This window comes from Pseudomonas sp. LAMO17WK12:I10 (assembly GCF_900215185.1).
GTDB lineage: Bacteria > Pseudomonadota > Gammaproteobacteria > Pseudomonadales > Pseudomonadaceae > Aquipseudomonas > Aquipseudomonas chlororaphis.
Map to the genome: position 1 here is coordinate 139,639 of NZ_OBDX01000014.1, position 14,133 is coordinate 153,771.

Here is a 14,133-nt window from a genome sequence, read left to right on the forward strand (position 1 = left end):
ACGCCATGTACCAATTATTCATCGAAGGCCTGCAGCGCCTGGGCCGCGCCCTGATGCTGCCGATCGCGATCCTGCCGATCGCCGGCCTGCTGCTGCGCCTGGGCGACACCGACCTGCTGAACATCGCGATCATCCACGATGCCGGCCAGACCATCTTCGCCAACCTGGCGCTGATCTTCGCCATCGGCATCGCCGTGGGCTTCGCCAAGGACAACAATGGCACCGCCGGCCTGGCCGGGGCCATCGGCTACCTGGTGATGGTCGCGACCCTCAAGGTGCTCGATGCCAGCATCAACATGGGCATGCTCGCCGGGATCATCAGCGGCCTGCTGGCCGGTGCCCTGTACAACCGCTTCAAGGACATCAAGCTGCCGGAATACCTGGCGTTCTTCGGCGGGCGGCGCTTCGTGCCGATCGTCACCGGTTTCAGCGCCGTCGGCCTGGGGGTGGTGTTCGGCCTGATCTGGCCGCCGATCCAGCACGGCATCAACAGCTTCGGCCAGTTGCTGATGGAAAGCGGCAGCCTCGGTGCCTTCGTTTTCGGCGTGTTCAACCGCCTGCTGATCATCACCGGCCTGCACCACATCCTGAACAACATGGCCTGGTTCATTTTCGGCAGCTTCACCGACCCGGCCACCGGCGCCGTGGTCACCGGCGACCTGACCCGCTACTTCGCCGGCGACCCCAAGGGCGGCCAGTTCATGACCGGCATGTTCCCGATGATGCTGTTCGGCCTGCCGGCGGCGTGCCTGGCCATGTACCGCAATGCGCTGCCGGAGCGGCGCAAGGTGATGGGCGGGATCTTCCTGTCGATGGCCCTGACCTCGTTCCTCACCGGGGTCACCGAGCCGATCGAATTCGCCTTCATGTTCCTCGCCCCCATGCTGTATCTGGTGCACGCGCTGCTGACCGGCCTGTCCATGGCCCTGACCAACCTGTTGAACATCCACTTGGGCTTCACCTTTTCCGGCGGCGCCATCGACATGGCCCTTGGCTGGGGTCGCTCGACCAACGGCTGGCTGGTGTTCCCGGTGGGCTTGCTGTACGCGGTGATCTACTACCTGGTGTTCGACTTCTGCATCAAACGCTTCAACCTGAAAACCCCAGGCCGCGAAGACATTCCAGGCACCGAAAAAGCCGCCATGACCAACAATCAGCGGGCCGGTGCCTATATCCAGGCCCTGGGCGGCGCGGACAACCTGATAACCGTCGGTGCCTGCACCACCCGCCTGCGCCTGGAACTGGCCGACCGCAGCAAGGCCTCGGACAGTGACCTCAAGGCCCTAGGCGCCATGGCCGTGGTGCGTCCCGGCAAGGGCGGCAGCCTGCAGGTGGTGGTCGGCCCGCTGGCCGACAGCATCGCCGATGAAATCCGCCTGGCCATGCCCAGCGGCGGCAAGCCACTGGAGCAGCCAGGCCCTGCCGCCGCGGCCTTCGAAGCACCGCCAGCGGTGAACATTGCGCCCCAGGAAGCTGTGAAATGGCTGGACGCCTTCGGTGGCAGCGACAATGTGCTGCAACTGGACTGCGTGGCCATGACCCGCCTGCGGGTGCAACTGGGCGACAACAAGGCGCTGTCGGAATGTCAGCTGAAGAGCCTCGGCTGCCAGGGTTCCAGCCAGCTCGACGATGGCGTCTGGCACCTGCTGATCGGCGAAAAGGCCGCAAGCCTGAGCCACGCCCTGGATAGCCTGATCAACCGCAGCGAGGTCAGCGCCAAGGTCTGACCCTCTCCTGCCGGAGAGCAGGCACAAAAAGCCCGCTGACCGTTATCGGTTCAGCGGGCTTTTTCATGGGCGGGGCCTTAGAAGTCTTCCAGACGCCAGATTTCATAGGCCGGTGTCTCGTAGGGATGGCTCTGCTTGAGGGCCATCACCACGCTACGGATCAACTCGTCGGCCACCACCAACTCGACTTTCCATTCCTGCACCTGCTCGACCAGGCCGGTCTGCCCGAGAAACGGCTGGCTGCCGTCCAACGGGCGAAACTGGCCCTGGCCCAGCACCTGCCACGCACACTGGTCGTAAGCGCCGATCCGTCCGCCACCGGCGGCGAATACGGCGTTCTTGACCACATCCACGTGGCTGGGCGGGACGAAAAAGCTGAGCTTGTACACGGGCCTTAGTTCACCCACACGCGAGCGTTACGGAACATGCGCATCCACGCCGCATCTTCGTTCCACTCTTCCGGACGCCAGGAGTTCTGCACGGCGCGGAATACCCGCTCAGGGTGCGGCATCATGATGGTGACGCGGCCGTCGCGGCTGGTCAGGCCAGTGATCCCGCGCGGCGAGCCGTTCGGGTTGGCCGGGTAGCTTTCGGTGACCTTGCCATGGTTGTCGACGAAGCGCAGGGCCACGCAACCGGACAGGTCGGCTTCAAGCAGCGCTTCTGCGCTTTCGAATTCCGCATGGCCTTCGCCGTGGGCGATGGCGATCGGCATCCGCGAACCGGCCATGCCCTGCAGGAAGATCGAGTTCGACTCCTGGACCTGGACCATCGCCACACGGGCCTCGAACTGCTCGGACCGGTTGCGCACGAAGTGCGGCCAGAACTCGCTGCCCGGGATCAGTTCGTGCAGGTTGGACATCATCTGGCAACCGTTGCACACGCCGAGGGTGAAGGTGTCGCTGCGCTCGAAGAAGCCCTGGAAGGCGTCGCGGGCACGGCTGTTGAACAGTGCCGACTTGGCCCAGCCCTCGCCGGCGCCGAGTACGTCGCCGTAGGAGAAGCCGCCGCAGGCGACCATGCCCTTGAAGTCGTTCAGGTCGACGCGACCGGCGAGGATATCGCTCATGTGCACGTCGATCGCGTTGAAGCCGGCACGGTCGAACGCCGCGGCCATTTCCACCTGGCCGTTGACGCCCTGCTCGCGCAGCACGGCCACCTGGGGACGCACGCCTTTCTTGATGTAAGGCGCGGCGATGTCCTGGTTGACGTCGAAGCTCAGCTTGACGCTCAGGCCCGGGTTGTCTTCTTCCAGCAGAACGTCGAATTCCTGCTCGGCGCAGTCGGCGTTGTCCCGCAGGCGCTGGATCTGGTAGCTGGTTTCAGCCCACTGGCGCTGCAACAGGCGACGCTCGCCGGCGAAGATATTCTCGCCGTTGAAGCTGATGTTGATATGGCCGTTGTTGACCGGCTGGCCGATCACCGCCACGCAGTCGCCCAGACCGGCGGCGCTGAACTGCGCCAGCACATCCGGGGTCGCGTCCTGGCGCACCTGGATCACCGCACCCAGTTCTTCGTTGAACAGGATGGCGGCGATCTCGGCCGAGCTCTCGGCCAGGGCGTCGAGGTTCAGGTTCAGGCCGCAGTGACCGGCGAAGGCCATCTCCACCACGCTGGTCAGCAGGCCACCGTCGGAACGGTCGTGGTAAGCCAGCAGGTGACCGTCGGCGTTGAGGCCCTGGATCACCGCGAAGAAGGCTTTCAGGTCTTCGGCGTCATCGACGTCCGGGGCCTGCTTGCCGAGCTTGCCGTGCACTTGGGCGAGGATCGAGGCGCCCATGCGGTTCTGGCCACGACCGAGGTCGATCAGGATCAGGTCGGTGGTGCCCTTGTCCATGCGCAGTTGCGGGGTCAGGGTCTGGCGGATGTCCGCCACAGGCGCGAAACCGGTCACGATCAGCGACATCGGCGAGGTCACGGTTTTTTCTTCGCCGTTGTCGTTCCAGCGCGTGGCCATGGACATCGAGTCCTTGCCCACCGGAATGGTGATGCCCAGCTCAGGGCACAGCTCCATGCCAACCGCTTTCACGGTGTCGTACAGCCGTGCGTCTTCGCCCGGGTGGCCGGCGGCGGACATCCAGTTCGCCGACAGTTTGATGTCGGAGATCTTGTTGATGCGCGACGCGACAATGTTGGTCAGGGTTTCGCCGATGGCCATGCGGCCCGACGCCGGGGCGTCCAGCAGCGCCAGCGGAGTACGCTCGCCCATGGCCATGGCTTCACCGGTGTAGACGTCGAAACTGGTGGCGGTGACGGCCACGTCGGCCACCGGAACCTGCCATGGGCCGACCATTTGGTCACGGGCCACCAGGCCGGTGATGGTGCGGTCGCCGATGGTGATCAGGAAGCTTTTGCTCGCGACGGCCGGGTGATGCAGGACGCGCTCGATGCTTTCGCCGATGTCGAGGTTCGACGGGTCGAAATCGTCGCCCAGTTCGGCTTCGCGAACCACCGAACGGTGCATGCGCGGCGCCTTGCCCAGCAGCACTTCCAGTGGCATGTCCACCGGGCTGTTGCCGAAGTGGCTGTCCGTGACAGTCAGATGCGGTTCGGCGGTGGCTTCACCGACGACGGCAAACGGGCAACGCTCACGTTCGCAGATGGCCTGGAAGCGCTCGAAGTCGGCCGGGCCGACGGCCAGAACGTAGCGTTCCTGGGATTCGTTGCTCCAGATTTCGTGCGGGGCCATGCCCGGCTCGTCGTTTGGAATGTTGCGCAGTTCGAAACGGCCACCGCGGTCGCCGTCGTTGACCAGTTCCGGGAAGGCGTTGGACAGACCGCCCGCGCCGACGTCGTGGATGAAGCTGATCGGGTTCTTGTCGCCCAGCTGCCAGCAACGGTCGATGACTTCCTGGCAACGACGCTCCATTTCCGGGTTTTCACGCTGAACGGAAGCGAAGTCCAGATCCGCCGAGCTGGTGCCGGTGGCCATGGAGGAAGCGGCGCCGCCACCCAGGCCGATGAGCATCGCCGGGCCACCGAGGACGATCAGCTTGGAGCCGACGACGATCTCGCCTTTCTTGACGTGCTCTTCGCGAATGTTGCCCATGCCGCCGGCCAGCATGATCGGCTTGTGGTAACCACGAACCTCGTCACCGTGCGGGGTGGCAATCGACTGTTCGAAGGTACGGAAGTAGCCGGTCAGGGCCGGACGACCGAATTCGTTGTTGAACGCAGCGCCGCCCAGCGGGCCTTCGATCATGATGTCCAGCGCGGTGACAATGCGCTCAGGCTTGCCGTACGGCACTTCCCACGGCTGTTCGAAGCCCGGGATCTGCAGGTTGGATACGGTGAAACCGGTCAGGCCGGCCTTTGGCTTGGCGCCACGACCGGTTGCGCCTTCATCGCGGATCTCGCCACCGGAACCAGTGGATGCGCCCGGGAACGGGGCGATGGCGGTCGGGTGGTTGTGAGTCTCGACCTTCATCAGAATGTGCACCGGCTCCTGCACCGCGCCGTACTGGCGGGTTTCAGGGTTCGGGAAGAAACGGCCGGCGACATTGCCGACGATCACCGAGGCGTTGTCCTTGTAAGCCGACAGCACACCTTCGTTGTGCATCTGATAGGTGTTCTTGATCATGCCGAACAGGCTTTTTTCCTGGCTCTGGCCGTCGATGTCCCAACTGGCGTTGAAGATCTTGTGACGGCAGTGCTCGGAGTTGGCCTGGGCGAACATCATCAGTTCGATGTCATGCGGGTTGCGCTTGAGGCCCTGGAAGGCGTTGACCAGGTAATCGATTTCGTCTTCGGCCAGGGCCAGGCCCAGTTCGGTGTTGGCCTGTTCCAGCGCGGCGCGGCCACCACCGAGGATATCGATGGCGGTCAGCGGCTTCGGCGTGGCATGGCTGAACAGGCCGGCAGCCTGCTCCAGGTTGCCCAGCACGATCTGGGTCATGCGGTCGTGCAGAGTGTCGGCGATCAACTGCGCTTGCGCGTCGCTGAATTCACCGGCCACGTAGAAGGCAATGCCGCGCTCCAGGCGCTGGATCTTGCTCAGGCCACAGTTGCGGGCGATATCGCTGGCCTTGCTCGACCAGGGCGAGATGGTGCCGAAACGCGGCAGCACCAGGAACAGACGACCGGTAGGTTCTTGCACCGGTACGCTTGGGCCGTACTTCAGAAGGCGCGCAAGCACCTGCTGTTCGTCGCCGGTCAGGACGCCGGTAACTTCGGCGAAGTGAGCGAATTCAGCATACAGGCCACTGACAGCTGGAACCTTCTGGCTCAGTTGCTCAAGGAGTTTGCTGTGGCGAAAGGCAGAAAGGGCAGGAGCGCCGCGCAGGATCAACATCTTCGGGACAGCCTCGGGAAGGGGGTGTGCTTTGAGGCCGTGCATTCTAGCCTAAACCGCCCGCGACGGCACCCGAAACGGCACGCCCGAGCGCGGCCAGACGTCGGCCCGCGCGCAGCCCCCTGTGACAAAGGCTCGTCAGGGCCATTCAGCAGGGTTATTTCACCCCTCTCCACGGGCCGCGAAGGCCCATTCCCGAGGGCTCTGGCCGGGGGCTGGAACCTCTAGCAGACAAGCCCTTCGCTGTCGAGATATGGCGGTTGTTGTCCTTTGCGTATACTGCGCAGATGTTTTCCCCTATGGCTTTACGTCCGCGCTGTGCCCGATGGCTCATCGCAACCGGACTCTTCCTGATGCTCAGTGCCTGCGTTGAGAAACCCAGCACGCTCGAGCGAGTAAAGGAGGATGGCGTGCTGCGGGTGGTCACCCGTAACAGCCCGGCCACCTACTTCCAGGATCGCAACGGTGAAACCGGCTTCGAATACGAGCTGGTGAAACGTTTCGCCGACGACCTGGGGGTGACGCTGAAGATCGAAACCGCGGACAACCTCGACGATCTCTTCGACCAGCTGGGTAAACCTAACGGCCCGGTGCTGGCTGCTGCCGGTCTGGTCAGCAGCGAGAAACGCAAGCAGCAAGTCCGGTTTTCCCATACCTATCTGGAAGTCACCCCGCAGATCATCTACCGCAACGGCCAGTCCCGCCCCACCGATGCGGGCGACCTGGTCGGCAAGAAGATCATGGTGCTCAAGGGCAGCACCCACGCCGAGCAACTGGCCGAACTCAAGCTGAAATACCCCGGCATTCAATACGAAGAGTCCGACGAGGTCGAAGTGGTCGACCTGCTGCGCATGGTCGACGAAGGGCAGATCGACCTGACCCTGGTGGATTCCAACGAAGTGGCGATGAACCAGGTGTATTTCGCCAATATCCGCGTGGCCTTCGACCTTGGCGATGCCCGCAACCAGAGCTGGGCAGTGGCCGCCGGCGAAGACAACAGCCTGCTCAACGAAATCAACGACTTCCTCGATAAGGTGCAGAAGAACGGCACCCTGCAACGCCTGAAGGACCGTTATTACGGGCATGTGGATGTCCTGGGTTATGTCGGCGCCTACACCTTTGCCCAGCACCTGCAGCAGCGCCTGCCCAAATACGAGAAGCACTTCAAGGCCTCGGCCAAGGAAGAAAAGGTCGACTGGCGCCTGCTGGCGGCCATCGGCTACCAGGAATCCTTGTGGCAGCCGAGCGTTACCTCCAAGACCGGCGTACGCGGCCTGATGATGCTGACCCAGAACACCGCCCAGGCCATGGGCGTGTCCAACCGCCTGGACGCCAGGCAAAGCATCCAGGGCGGCGCCAAGTACCTGGCGTACATGAAGGATCAGCTGGACGACAAGATCGAAGAGCCGGACCGCACCTGGTTCGCCCTCGCCGCCTATAACGTCGGCAGTGGCCACCTGGATGACGCCCGCAAGCTGGCGCAAAAGGAAGGGCTGAACCCGAACAAGTGGCTGGACGTGAAGAAGATGCTGCCGCGTCTCTCGCAGAAGCAGTGGTACAGCAAGACCCGCTATGGCTACGCCCGGGGCGGCGAGCCGGTGCATTTTGTCGCCAACATCCGTCGCTACTACGACATCCTGACCTGGGTTACGCAGCCGCAGCTGGAAGGCGACCAGGTGGCCGAGGGCAACCTGCACGTGCCGGGCGTGGACAAGACCAAGCCCACCCAGGAAACCCCGCCGCTTTAAAGCATCTGTGTAGAAAGCCGCTGCCGACGATTGCGATAAGTCCGCAGGACCTGAACAACCGTAAAACCACCACGACCGTTCCGGTCGATCGCAGCCTGCGGCAGCGGCTACAGAGTTTCCGTCAGGCCTTGGCCGCCGCCAGGATCAGCGCCTTCATCTCCGCCACTGCGCCTTTGAAGCCGACGAACAGCGCATGAGCCACCAGCGCATGGCCGATGTTCAACTCGTTGATGCCCTTGATCGCCGCGACTGCCTCGACGTTGTGGTAATGCAGGCCGTGGCCGGCATTGACGATCAGGCCCTGGCCCAGGCCGAAAGCCACGCCGTCGGCCACGCGCCGCAGTTCCTCGGCCACCTCGCTCGGCGTTTCGGCATCGGCATAACGCCCGGTGTGCAGCTCGATGGCGGGCGCGCCCACGCGGCGAGAGGCAGCTATCTGCCGCTCATCGGCGTCGATGAACAGCGACACTTCGGCGCCGATCTTCGACAGCCGCTCTACCGCCGCCTTGATCCGCGCTTCCTGCCCGGCGACATCAAGACCGCCTTCGGTAGTCAGCTCCTGGCGGGTTTCCGGAACCAGGCAGATGTGCGCCGGACGGATGCGCTCGGCGAACGCCATCATTTCCTCGGTGACGCCCATCTCGAAGTTCATGCGGGTTTGCAGCACGTCCTTGAGCAGCAGCACGTCGCGCTCCTGGATGTGCCGGCGGTCCTCGCGCAGGTGCACGGTGATGCCGTCGGCCCCCGCCTCTTCCGCGTCCAGCGCCGCCTTGACCGGATCAGGGTAACGGGTGCCCCGGGCCTGACGCAGGGTGGCTACGTGGTCGATGTTCACGCCAAGAAGAATGCGATTGCTGGTGGTCACGGAAGCGCTCCTGAGGAATTAGAGATTCGGTGCACAGCATATAGTGTCCGCTGGCGAAAATAACTGCCGGCTTTCGGTCGCACGAGCAAGCCAGGCAGGATTCGAGCGTATTGGCGTAATGGGACGACTAGGGCTTGCGAAACAACTCGCGACTAACCAAGGGCCGACCGCCCAGGTGCACCGCCAGTGCCTGGCGCATCAGGCGCTTGGCCGCCGCCAGCGCGCCGGGGGCGCTCCAGTCGGCTTGCGCCATGGCCAGCAGTTCGGTGCCGTTGAACAGGCCTGGTTGCAACAGATGAACCTGCTCCAGACCGGCATCCACCTGCAGGCGATACATGCCCTGCGCCTCAATCGGCGCGCCGTGGATATCCATGTCCAGGGCGAAGCCGTAGCCCAGGTCGTCCAGCAGGCGCCACTCGAAGGCACGCAGCAAGGGCTCAAGGGCCCTGCCCTCGGCCAAAGCCAGCAAGGTTGCCGCATAGTGCTCGAAGATCGCCGGATGCGGGTCTTCGGCGGGCAGCAGACGGATCAGCAGCTCATTGAGGTAGAGGCCGCTGAACAGCGCTTCGCCGTTGAGCCAGGTGGATGTTCCCGCGCTTTCCATGCGCCCGACGTTTTTCAGCTCGCCGCGCCCACGAAATTCGACTTCCAGCGGCACGAACGGCCGCGCCAGGGTCCCGGCCTTGCCCCGCGCGCCACGCAACACCGCGCGCAGCCGCCCCTGGGGCGTGAGGAAGTCCACCAACGCACTGCTCTCGCGATAGGCGCGACTGTGCAGGACATAAGCGGGCTGGCCGATGGGAGCGTTACTGGACATAGGTGTCGGGGGGATCTCAAGGCTTGAGAAAGTGACAGGTCCACGGGAAGGTTCGTTGAACCTTTATCGCCAGCGGCTCGCTCCCTACACGTTGCAGGAGCGAGGCGCCGGCGACGGGGCAGGATTACAGGTCGCCGTAGCCGAGCGAGCGCAGGGCGCGCTCGTCGTCGGACCAACCGCCTTTGACCTTGACCCACAGGTTGAGCATGACCTTGGAGTCGAACAGCAGTTCCATGTCCTTGCGCGCTTCCATGCCGATGCGCTTGATGCGCTCACCCTTGTCGCCAATGATGATTTTCTTCTGGCCGTCGCGTTCGACGAGGATCAAGGCATGAATGTGCAGGGTCTTGCCCTGCTGCTTGAACTCTTCGATTTCCACGGTGATCTGGTACGGCAGCTCGGCACCCAGCTGGCGCATGATCTTCTCGCGCACCAGTTCGGCGGCGAGGAAGCGGCTGCTGCGGTCGGTGATCTGGTCTTCCGGGAAGAAGTGATCGTTTTCCGGCAGGTGCTTGGCGATCAGACCTTCCAGGGCTTCCAGGTTGTGGCCTTGCTGGGCCGACACCGGGACGATCTCGGCATTCGGCAATTGCTCCTGCAACCAGGTCAGGTGCGGCATCAGCTCGGCCTTGTCCTCGATGCGGTCGGTCTTGTTGATCGCCAGGATCACCGGGCCCTGCACGTACTGCACACGCTCCAGCACCAGCTGGTCTTCGTCGGTCCACTTGGTGCGGTCAACGACGAAAATCACCACGTCGACGTCTTTCAAGGCCGCCGAGGCGGTCTTGTTCATGTAGCGGTTCAGCGCCTTCTCGTTGCTCTTGTGCATGCCCGGGGTGTCGACGTAGATCGCCTGGATGGCGCCTTCGGTCTTGATGCCGAGCATGTTGTGGCGAGTGGTCTGCGGCTTGCGCGAGGTGATGGCCAGCTTCTGCCCCAGGATATGGTTCAGCAGCGTGGACTTGCCCACGTTCGGACGGCCGACGATGGCGACATAGCCACAGCGTGTTGCGGTTGTATCAGTCATGGCCATTCTCCACGCCCAGGGCAATCAGTGCTGCGGCGGCCGCTACCTGCTCGGCAATGCGACGGCTCACACCCTGACCTCGGCTTTTTTCGTTCAGTAGGGTGATTTCACATTCGACGAAGAACGTCCGGCAATGGGGCTCACCCTGGATATCCACCACTTCGTAGCGGGGCAGTTCACAGGCACGCGACTGCAGGAATTCCTGCAGGCGGGTCTTGGGGTCCTTGTTGGTGTCGACCAGCGTCAGGCTGTCGAACTCGGACGTCAGCCAGGACAGCACGCGCTCGCGCGCGACCTCCATGCCGGCATCCAGGTAGATCGCACCAATCAGCGCTTCCAGGGCATCGGCGAGGATCGACTCGCGACGGAAGCCGCCGCTTTTCAACTCACCGGAGCCCAGGCGCAGGTATTCGCCCAGATCGAAACCACGGGCCAGTACGGCCAGGGTTTCCCCCTTCACCAGGCGCGCGCGCAGACGCGACAGCTGGCCTTCGCGAGCCTGGGGAAAACGCTCGAACAGCGCTTCGCCGGCGACGAAGTTGAGAATGGCATCACCGAGGAATTCCAGGCGTTCGTTGTTGCGCCCGGCAAAACTGCGGTGAGTGAGGGCCAGGACCATCAGTTCCTGGTCCTTGAAGGTGTAACCGAGCTGACGCTCGAGACGGCTCAAAGAAACGCTCACGGTTTACCCACGCTGAGTTCGTGGTTGAATTTCACCACCTTGGAGACAAGGCACGAGGTGCCTGTGGCAATTAACGCTGTGTTCAAATCCACATCCTGAATATCGTTGACTGCTGCTTCTGGTGACGCCTGGGAGGCTGCCGAACCTGGCGGGCCGGTGTTCTACAAGATCCAGAAAAGCATTCGGCGCTGTGTTCAACAGCGCCGTGTTTGATTACTTGATCAGGCCAACCCGCGAGAAATTCGGCAGGTGACTGAGTTTCGGTTCGGGCCAGCTCATCCAGACTGCGAAGGCCTTGCCGACGATATTCTTGTCGGGAACCATGCCCAGCAGGTCCTTGGGAATGCTCGGGTCATCCCAGTAGCGGCTGTCGTTCGAGTTGTCGCGGTTGTCGCCCATCATGAAGTAATGCCCGGCAGGCACGGTCCATTGACGATCCGGGGTGGCCCGGTAGCGGCTCATTTCCTTGCGGATCAGGTGCTCGGCGGCGCCGAGTTTTTCCTTGTAGAGCTCCGCGCTGCCCAGGGTACCCGGCTCGGAGCCGACCAGTTGCTCGGCGACCGACTGGCCGTTGACCAGCAGGCGCTTGTCGCTGGTGTAGCGCACTTCGTCGCCCGGCAGGCCGACCACACGCTTGATGTAGTTGACGTTCGGATCGCTCGGGTAGCGGAACACCATCACATCGCCGCGCTGCGGATCACCGACCTCGATGATTTTCTTGTCGATCACCGGCAGGCGGATCCCGTAAGAAAACTTGTTCACCAGGATGAAGTCGCCCACATCCAGGGTCGGTTTCATCGATCCCGAAGGAATCTGAAACGGTTCCACCAGAAACGAACGCAGCACCAGCACGATGAACAGCACCGGAAAGAACGATTTGCCGTACTCGACCAGCATCGGCTCCTTGTTCAGTTTCTCGATGACCAGTCCATCCGGCTGGCTGACGCTGCCCTGATAGTTGGTAATGGCGGCACGCCGACGCGGCGCCAGAAAGACCAGATCGAGCAACGCCAACAGACCGCAGACGGCGACGGCGATGACCAGCAACAGCGGGAAATTTAGCGACATAGGACCTAACTATCCAACCTGAGCACAGCAAGGAAGGCTTCTTGTGGAATCTCCACATTACCCACTTGCTTCATGCGTTTCTTACCGGCCTTCTGCTTTTCCAACAGCTTGCGCTTACGGCTAACGTCACCACCGTAGCATTTGGCCAGTACGTTCTTTCTGAGCGCCTTGACGGTTGTCCGCGCCACAATCTGCCCACCAATGGCGGCCTGGATTGCCACGTCGAACATCTGCCGAGGAATCAGTTCCTTCATCTTTTCGGTCAACGCACGCCCTTTGTAGTGCGCGTTGTCACGGTGCACGATCAATGCCAGGGCGTCGACCTTCTCACCGTTGATCAGCACATCCAGCTTGACCAGATTAGCCGATTGGTAGCGATCGAAATGATAATCCAGCGAAGCATAGCCACGACTGGTGGATTTGAGGCGGTCGAAGAAGTCCAGGACCACTTCGTTCATCGGCAGGTCGTAGGTCACCTGGACCTGGCTGCCGAGGAACAGCATGTCGTGCTGTATGCCGCGCTTCTCGATGCACAGGGTAATGACGTTACCCAGGTGCTCCTGCGGCACCAGGATATTGGCCCGCACGATCGGCTCGCGCATATCCTCGATGGATGACAGATCCGGCAACTTCGACGGGTTATCGACGTAGATCGTCTCACCATTCTTCAGTTGCAGTTCGAAAATCACCGTCGGCGCCGTGGTGATCAGGTCCAGGTCGTATTCGCGCTCCAGGCGCTCCTGGATGATTTCCATGTGCAGCATGCCGAGGAAGCCGCAACGGAAGCCGAAGCCCAGTGCGTCGGAGCTTTCCGGGGTGTATTGCAGCGATGAGTCGTTCAGCGTGAGCTTTTGCAGGGCTTCGCGGAAGTCTTCGAAGTCGTCGGAGCTGACCGGGAACAGGCCGGCGTAGACCTGCGGCTGAATGCGCTTGAAGCCGGGCAGCACTTCGACGTCGGGGGTCGAGCTCAGGGTCAGGGTGTCACCTACCGGTGCACCGTGAATGTCCTTGATGCCGGCGATAATGAAGCCCACTTCACCGGCCTTCAGGTCGGTGGTGGCGGTGTGTTTCGGGTTGAATACACCGACGCTGTCCACCAGGTGGATCTTGCCGGTGGATTTCACCAGGATCTTGTCGCCCTTCTTCACGCGGCCATGGCGCACGCGAACCAGGGACACGACGCCCAGGTAGTTGTCGAACCAGGAGTCGATGATCAACGCTTGCAGCGGATCCTCGATGTTGCCGGTCGGCGCGGGAATGGTAGTGACCAGGCGCTCGAGCACCTCGTCGACACCCAGGCCGGTCTTGGCGCTGCAGGTCACGGCGTCGGTGGCATCGATACCGATAATCTTCTCGATCTCTTCCTTGACGCGGTCCGGATCGGCCTGTGGCAGGTCGATCTTGTTCAGCACCGGCATGACCTCCAGGCCCTGCTCGATGGCGGTGTAGCAGTTGGCGACCGACTGCGCTTCCACACCCTGGCCGGCATCAACCACCAGCAAGGCGCCTTCACAGGCGGCCAGCGACCGGCTGACTTCATAGGTGAAGTCCACGTGGCCTGGGGTGTCGATGAAGTTCAGCTGGTAGGTGATGCCGTCGCGGGCTTTGTAATAGAGGGTAACGCTGTGGGCCTTGATGGTGATCCCGCGTTCCCGCTCAAGGTCCATGGAGTCCAGGACCTGGGCTTCCATTTCGCGCTCGGCCAGGCCGCCGCACATCTGGATGAAGCGATCGGCCAGAGTCGACTTGCCATGGTCAATGTGGGCGATGATGGAGAAATTGCGGATATGACTCAAATCACTCACGGATCAACACTCAAAAAGGCTGCAGGCATAGCCCGCCGAAAAATAGCCGGGAATTGTACCTGATAGACGACGCAAGCGTCACGTTCGCCTGTCAGTGGTGCAT

At 62.5% G+C, this 14,133-nt stretch carries 10 protein-coding genes; 2 read left to right on the forward strand and 8 right to left on the reverse strand.

Translation table 11 applies throughout. The features are described 5' to 3' along the window. Nucleotides 1-5: 5 nt before the first annotated feature. Nucleotides 6-1,727 carry an N-acetylglucosamine-specific PTS transporter subunit IIBC gene (gene nagE, locus CRO75_RS16960; RefSeq protein ID WP_097136937.1) on the forward strand — a complete coding sequence of 574 codons (1,722 nt, stop codon included), beginning with the start codon at nt 6-8 and terminating at the stop codon, nt 1,725-1,727. Nucleotides 1,728-1,804: 77 nt separating this feature from the next. On the opposite strand, the gene CRO75_RS16965 is transcribed toward nagE, so the two are convergent. Together CRO75_RS16965 and purL are read right to left on the reverse strand one after the other, a co-directional pair. After that, nucleotides 1,805-2,116: a YqfO family protein gene (locus tag CRO75_RS16965; protein WP_097136940.1), complete on the reverse strand. Its 312-nt coding sequence runs from the start codon at nt 2,114-2,116 to the stop codon at nt 1,805-1,807. A 5-nt stretch (nt 2,117-2,121) separates the two neighbouring features. Next, entirely contained in the window at nt 2,122-6,018 is a 3,897-nt protein-coding gene (gene purL / locus CRO75_RS16970) for a phosphoribosylformylglycinamidine synthase (RefSeq protein WP_097136942.1), read from the reverse strand. 287 nt (nt 6,019-6,305) lie between these two features. Here purL and mltF point away from each other — a divergent pair, with 287 nt between their 5' ends. Beyond that, nucleotides 6,306-7,766, forward strand: a complete 1,461-nt coding sequence (mltF, locus tag CRO75_RS16975; protein WP_097136944.1) for a membrane-bound lytic murein transglycosylase MltF — start codon at nt 6,306-6,308, stop codon at nt 7,764-7,766. 121 nt (nt 7,767-7,887) lie between these two features. Here mltF and pdxJ read toward each other — a convergent pair whose 3' ends face one another. The 6 genes from pdxJ to lepA all read right to left on the reverse strand — a co-directional run bounded on the left by pdxJ (nt 7,888) and on the right by lepA (nt 14,030). Next, the gene (gene pdxJ / locus CRO75_RS16980; RefSeq protein WP_007932164.1) at nt 7,888-8,631 is read right to left on the reverse strand and encodes a pyridoxine 5'-phosphate synthase; all 744 of its coding nucleotides are present in this window, start codon (nt 8,629-8,631) and stop codon (nt 7,888-7,890) included. Nucleotides 8,632-8,758: 127 nt separating this feature from the next. Further along, a complete protein-coding gene (gene recO / locus CRO75_RS16985) occupies nt 8,759-9,448 on the reverse strand; it encodes a DNA repair protein RecO (RefSeq protein ID WP_007932161.1) in 690 nt (229 codons plus the stop codon). A 124-nt stretch (nt 9,449-9,572) separates the two neighbouring features. Then, on the reverse strand, nt 9,573-10,475 hold the full coding sequence (gene era / locus CRO75_RS16990; RefSeq protein ID WP_007932155.1) for a GTPase Era: 903 nt from the start codon (nt 10,473-10,475) through the stop codon (nt 9,573-9,575). Further along, nucleotides 10,468-11,157 carry a ribonuclease III gene (gene rnc, locus CRO75_RS16995; protein ID WP_009042306.1) on the reverse strand — a complete coding sequence of 230 codons (690 nt, stop codon included), beginning with the start codon at nt 11,155-11,157 and terminating at the stop codon, nt 10,468-10,470. The genes era and rnc overlap by 8 nt, the downstream gene beginning before the upstream one ends. A 213-nt stretch (nt 11,158-11,370) precedes the next feature. Beyond that, nucleotides 11,371-12,225 (reverse strand): signal peptidase I, encoded by an 855-nt coding sequence (gene lepB, locus CRO75_RS17000; protein ID WP_007932153.1) that lies wholly within the window; start codon nt 12,223-12,225, stop codon nt 11,371-11,373. 5 nt (nt 12,226-12,230) lie between these two features. After that, complete coding sequence (gene lepA, locus CRO75_RS17005; RefSeq protein ID WP_007932152.1) at nt 12,231-14,030, reverse strand: translation elongation factor 4; 1,800 nt, start codon at nt 14,028-14,030, stop codon at nt 12,231-12,233. Nucleotides 14,031-14,133: the final 103 nt, after the last annotated feature.

What these genes read in the sequence shown, in the direction of transcription:
- nagE (WP_097136937.1), top strand. Translation starts at nt 6, where the DNA reads ATGTACCAATTATTCATCGAAGGCCTGCAGCGCCTGGGCCGCGCCCTG.
- purL (WP_097136942.1), bottom strand. Translation starts at nt 6,018, where the DNA reads ATGTTGATCCTGCGCGGCGCTCCTGCCCTTTCTGCCTTTCGCCACAGC.
- mltF (WP_097136944.1), top strand. Translation starts at nt 6,306, where the DNA reads ATGTTTTCCCCTATGGCTTTACGTCCGCGCTGTGCCCGATGGCTCATC.
- recO (WP_007932161.1), bottom strand. Translation starts at nt 9,448, where the DNA reads ATGTCCAGTAACGCTCCCATCGGCCAGCCCGCTTATGTCCTGCACAGT.
- era (WP_007932155.1), bottom strand. Translation starts at nt 10,475, where the DNA reads ATGACTGATACAACCGCAACACGCTGTGGCTATGTCGCCATCGTCGGC.
- lepB (WP_007932153.1), bottom strand. Translation starts at nt 12,225, where the DNA reads ATGTCGCTAAATTTCCCGCTGTTGCTGGTCATCGCCGTCGCCGTCTGC.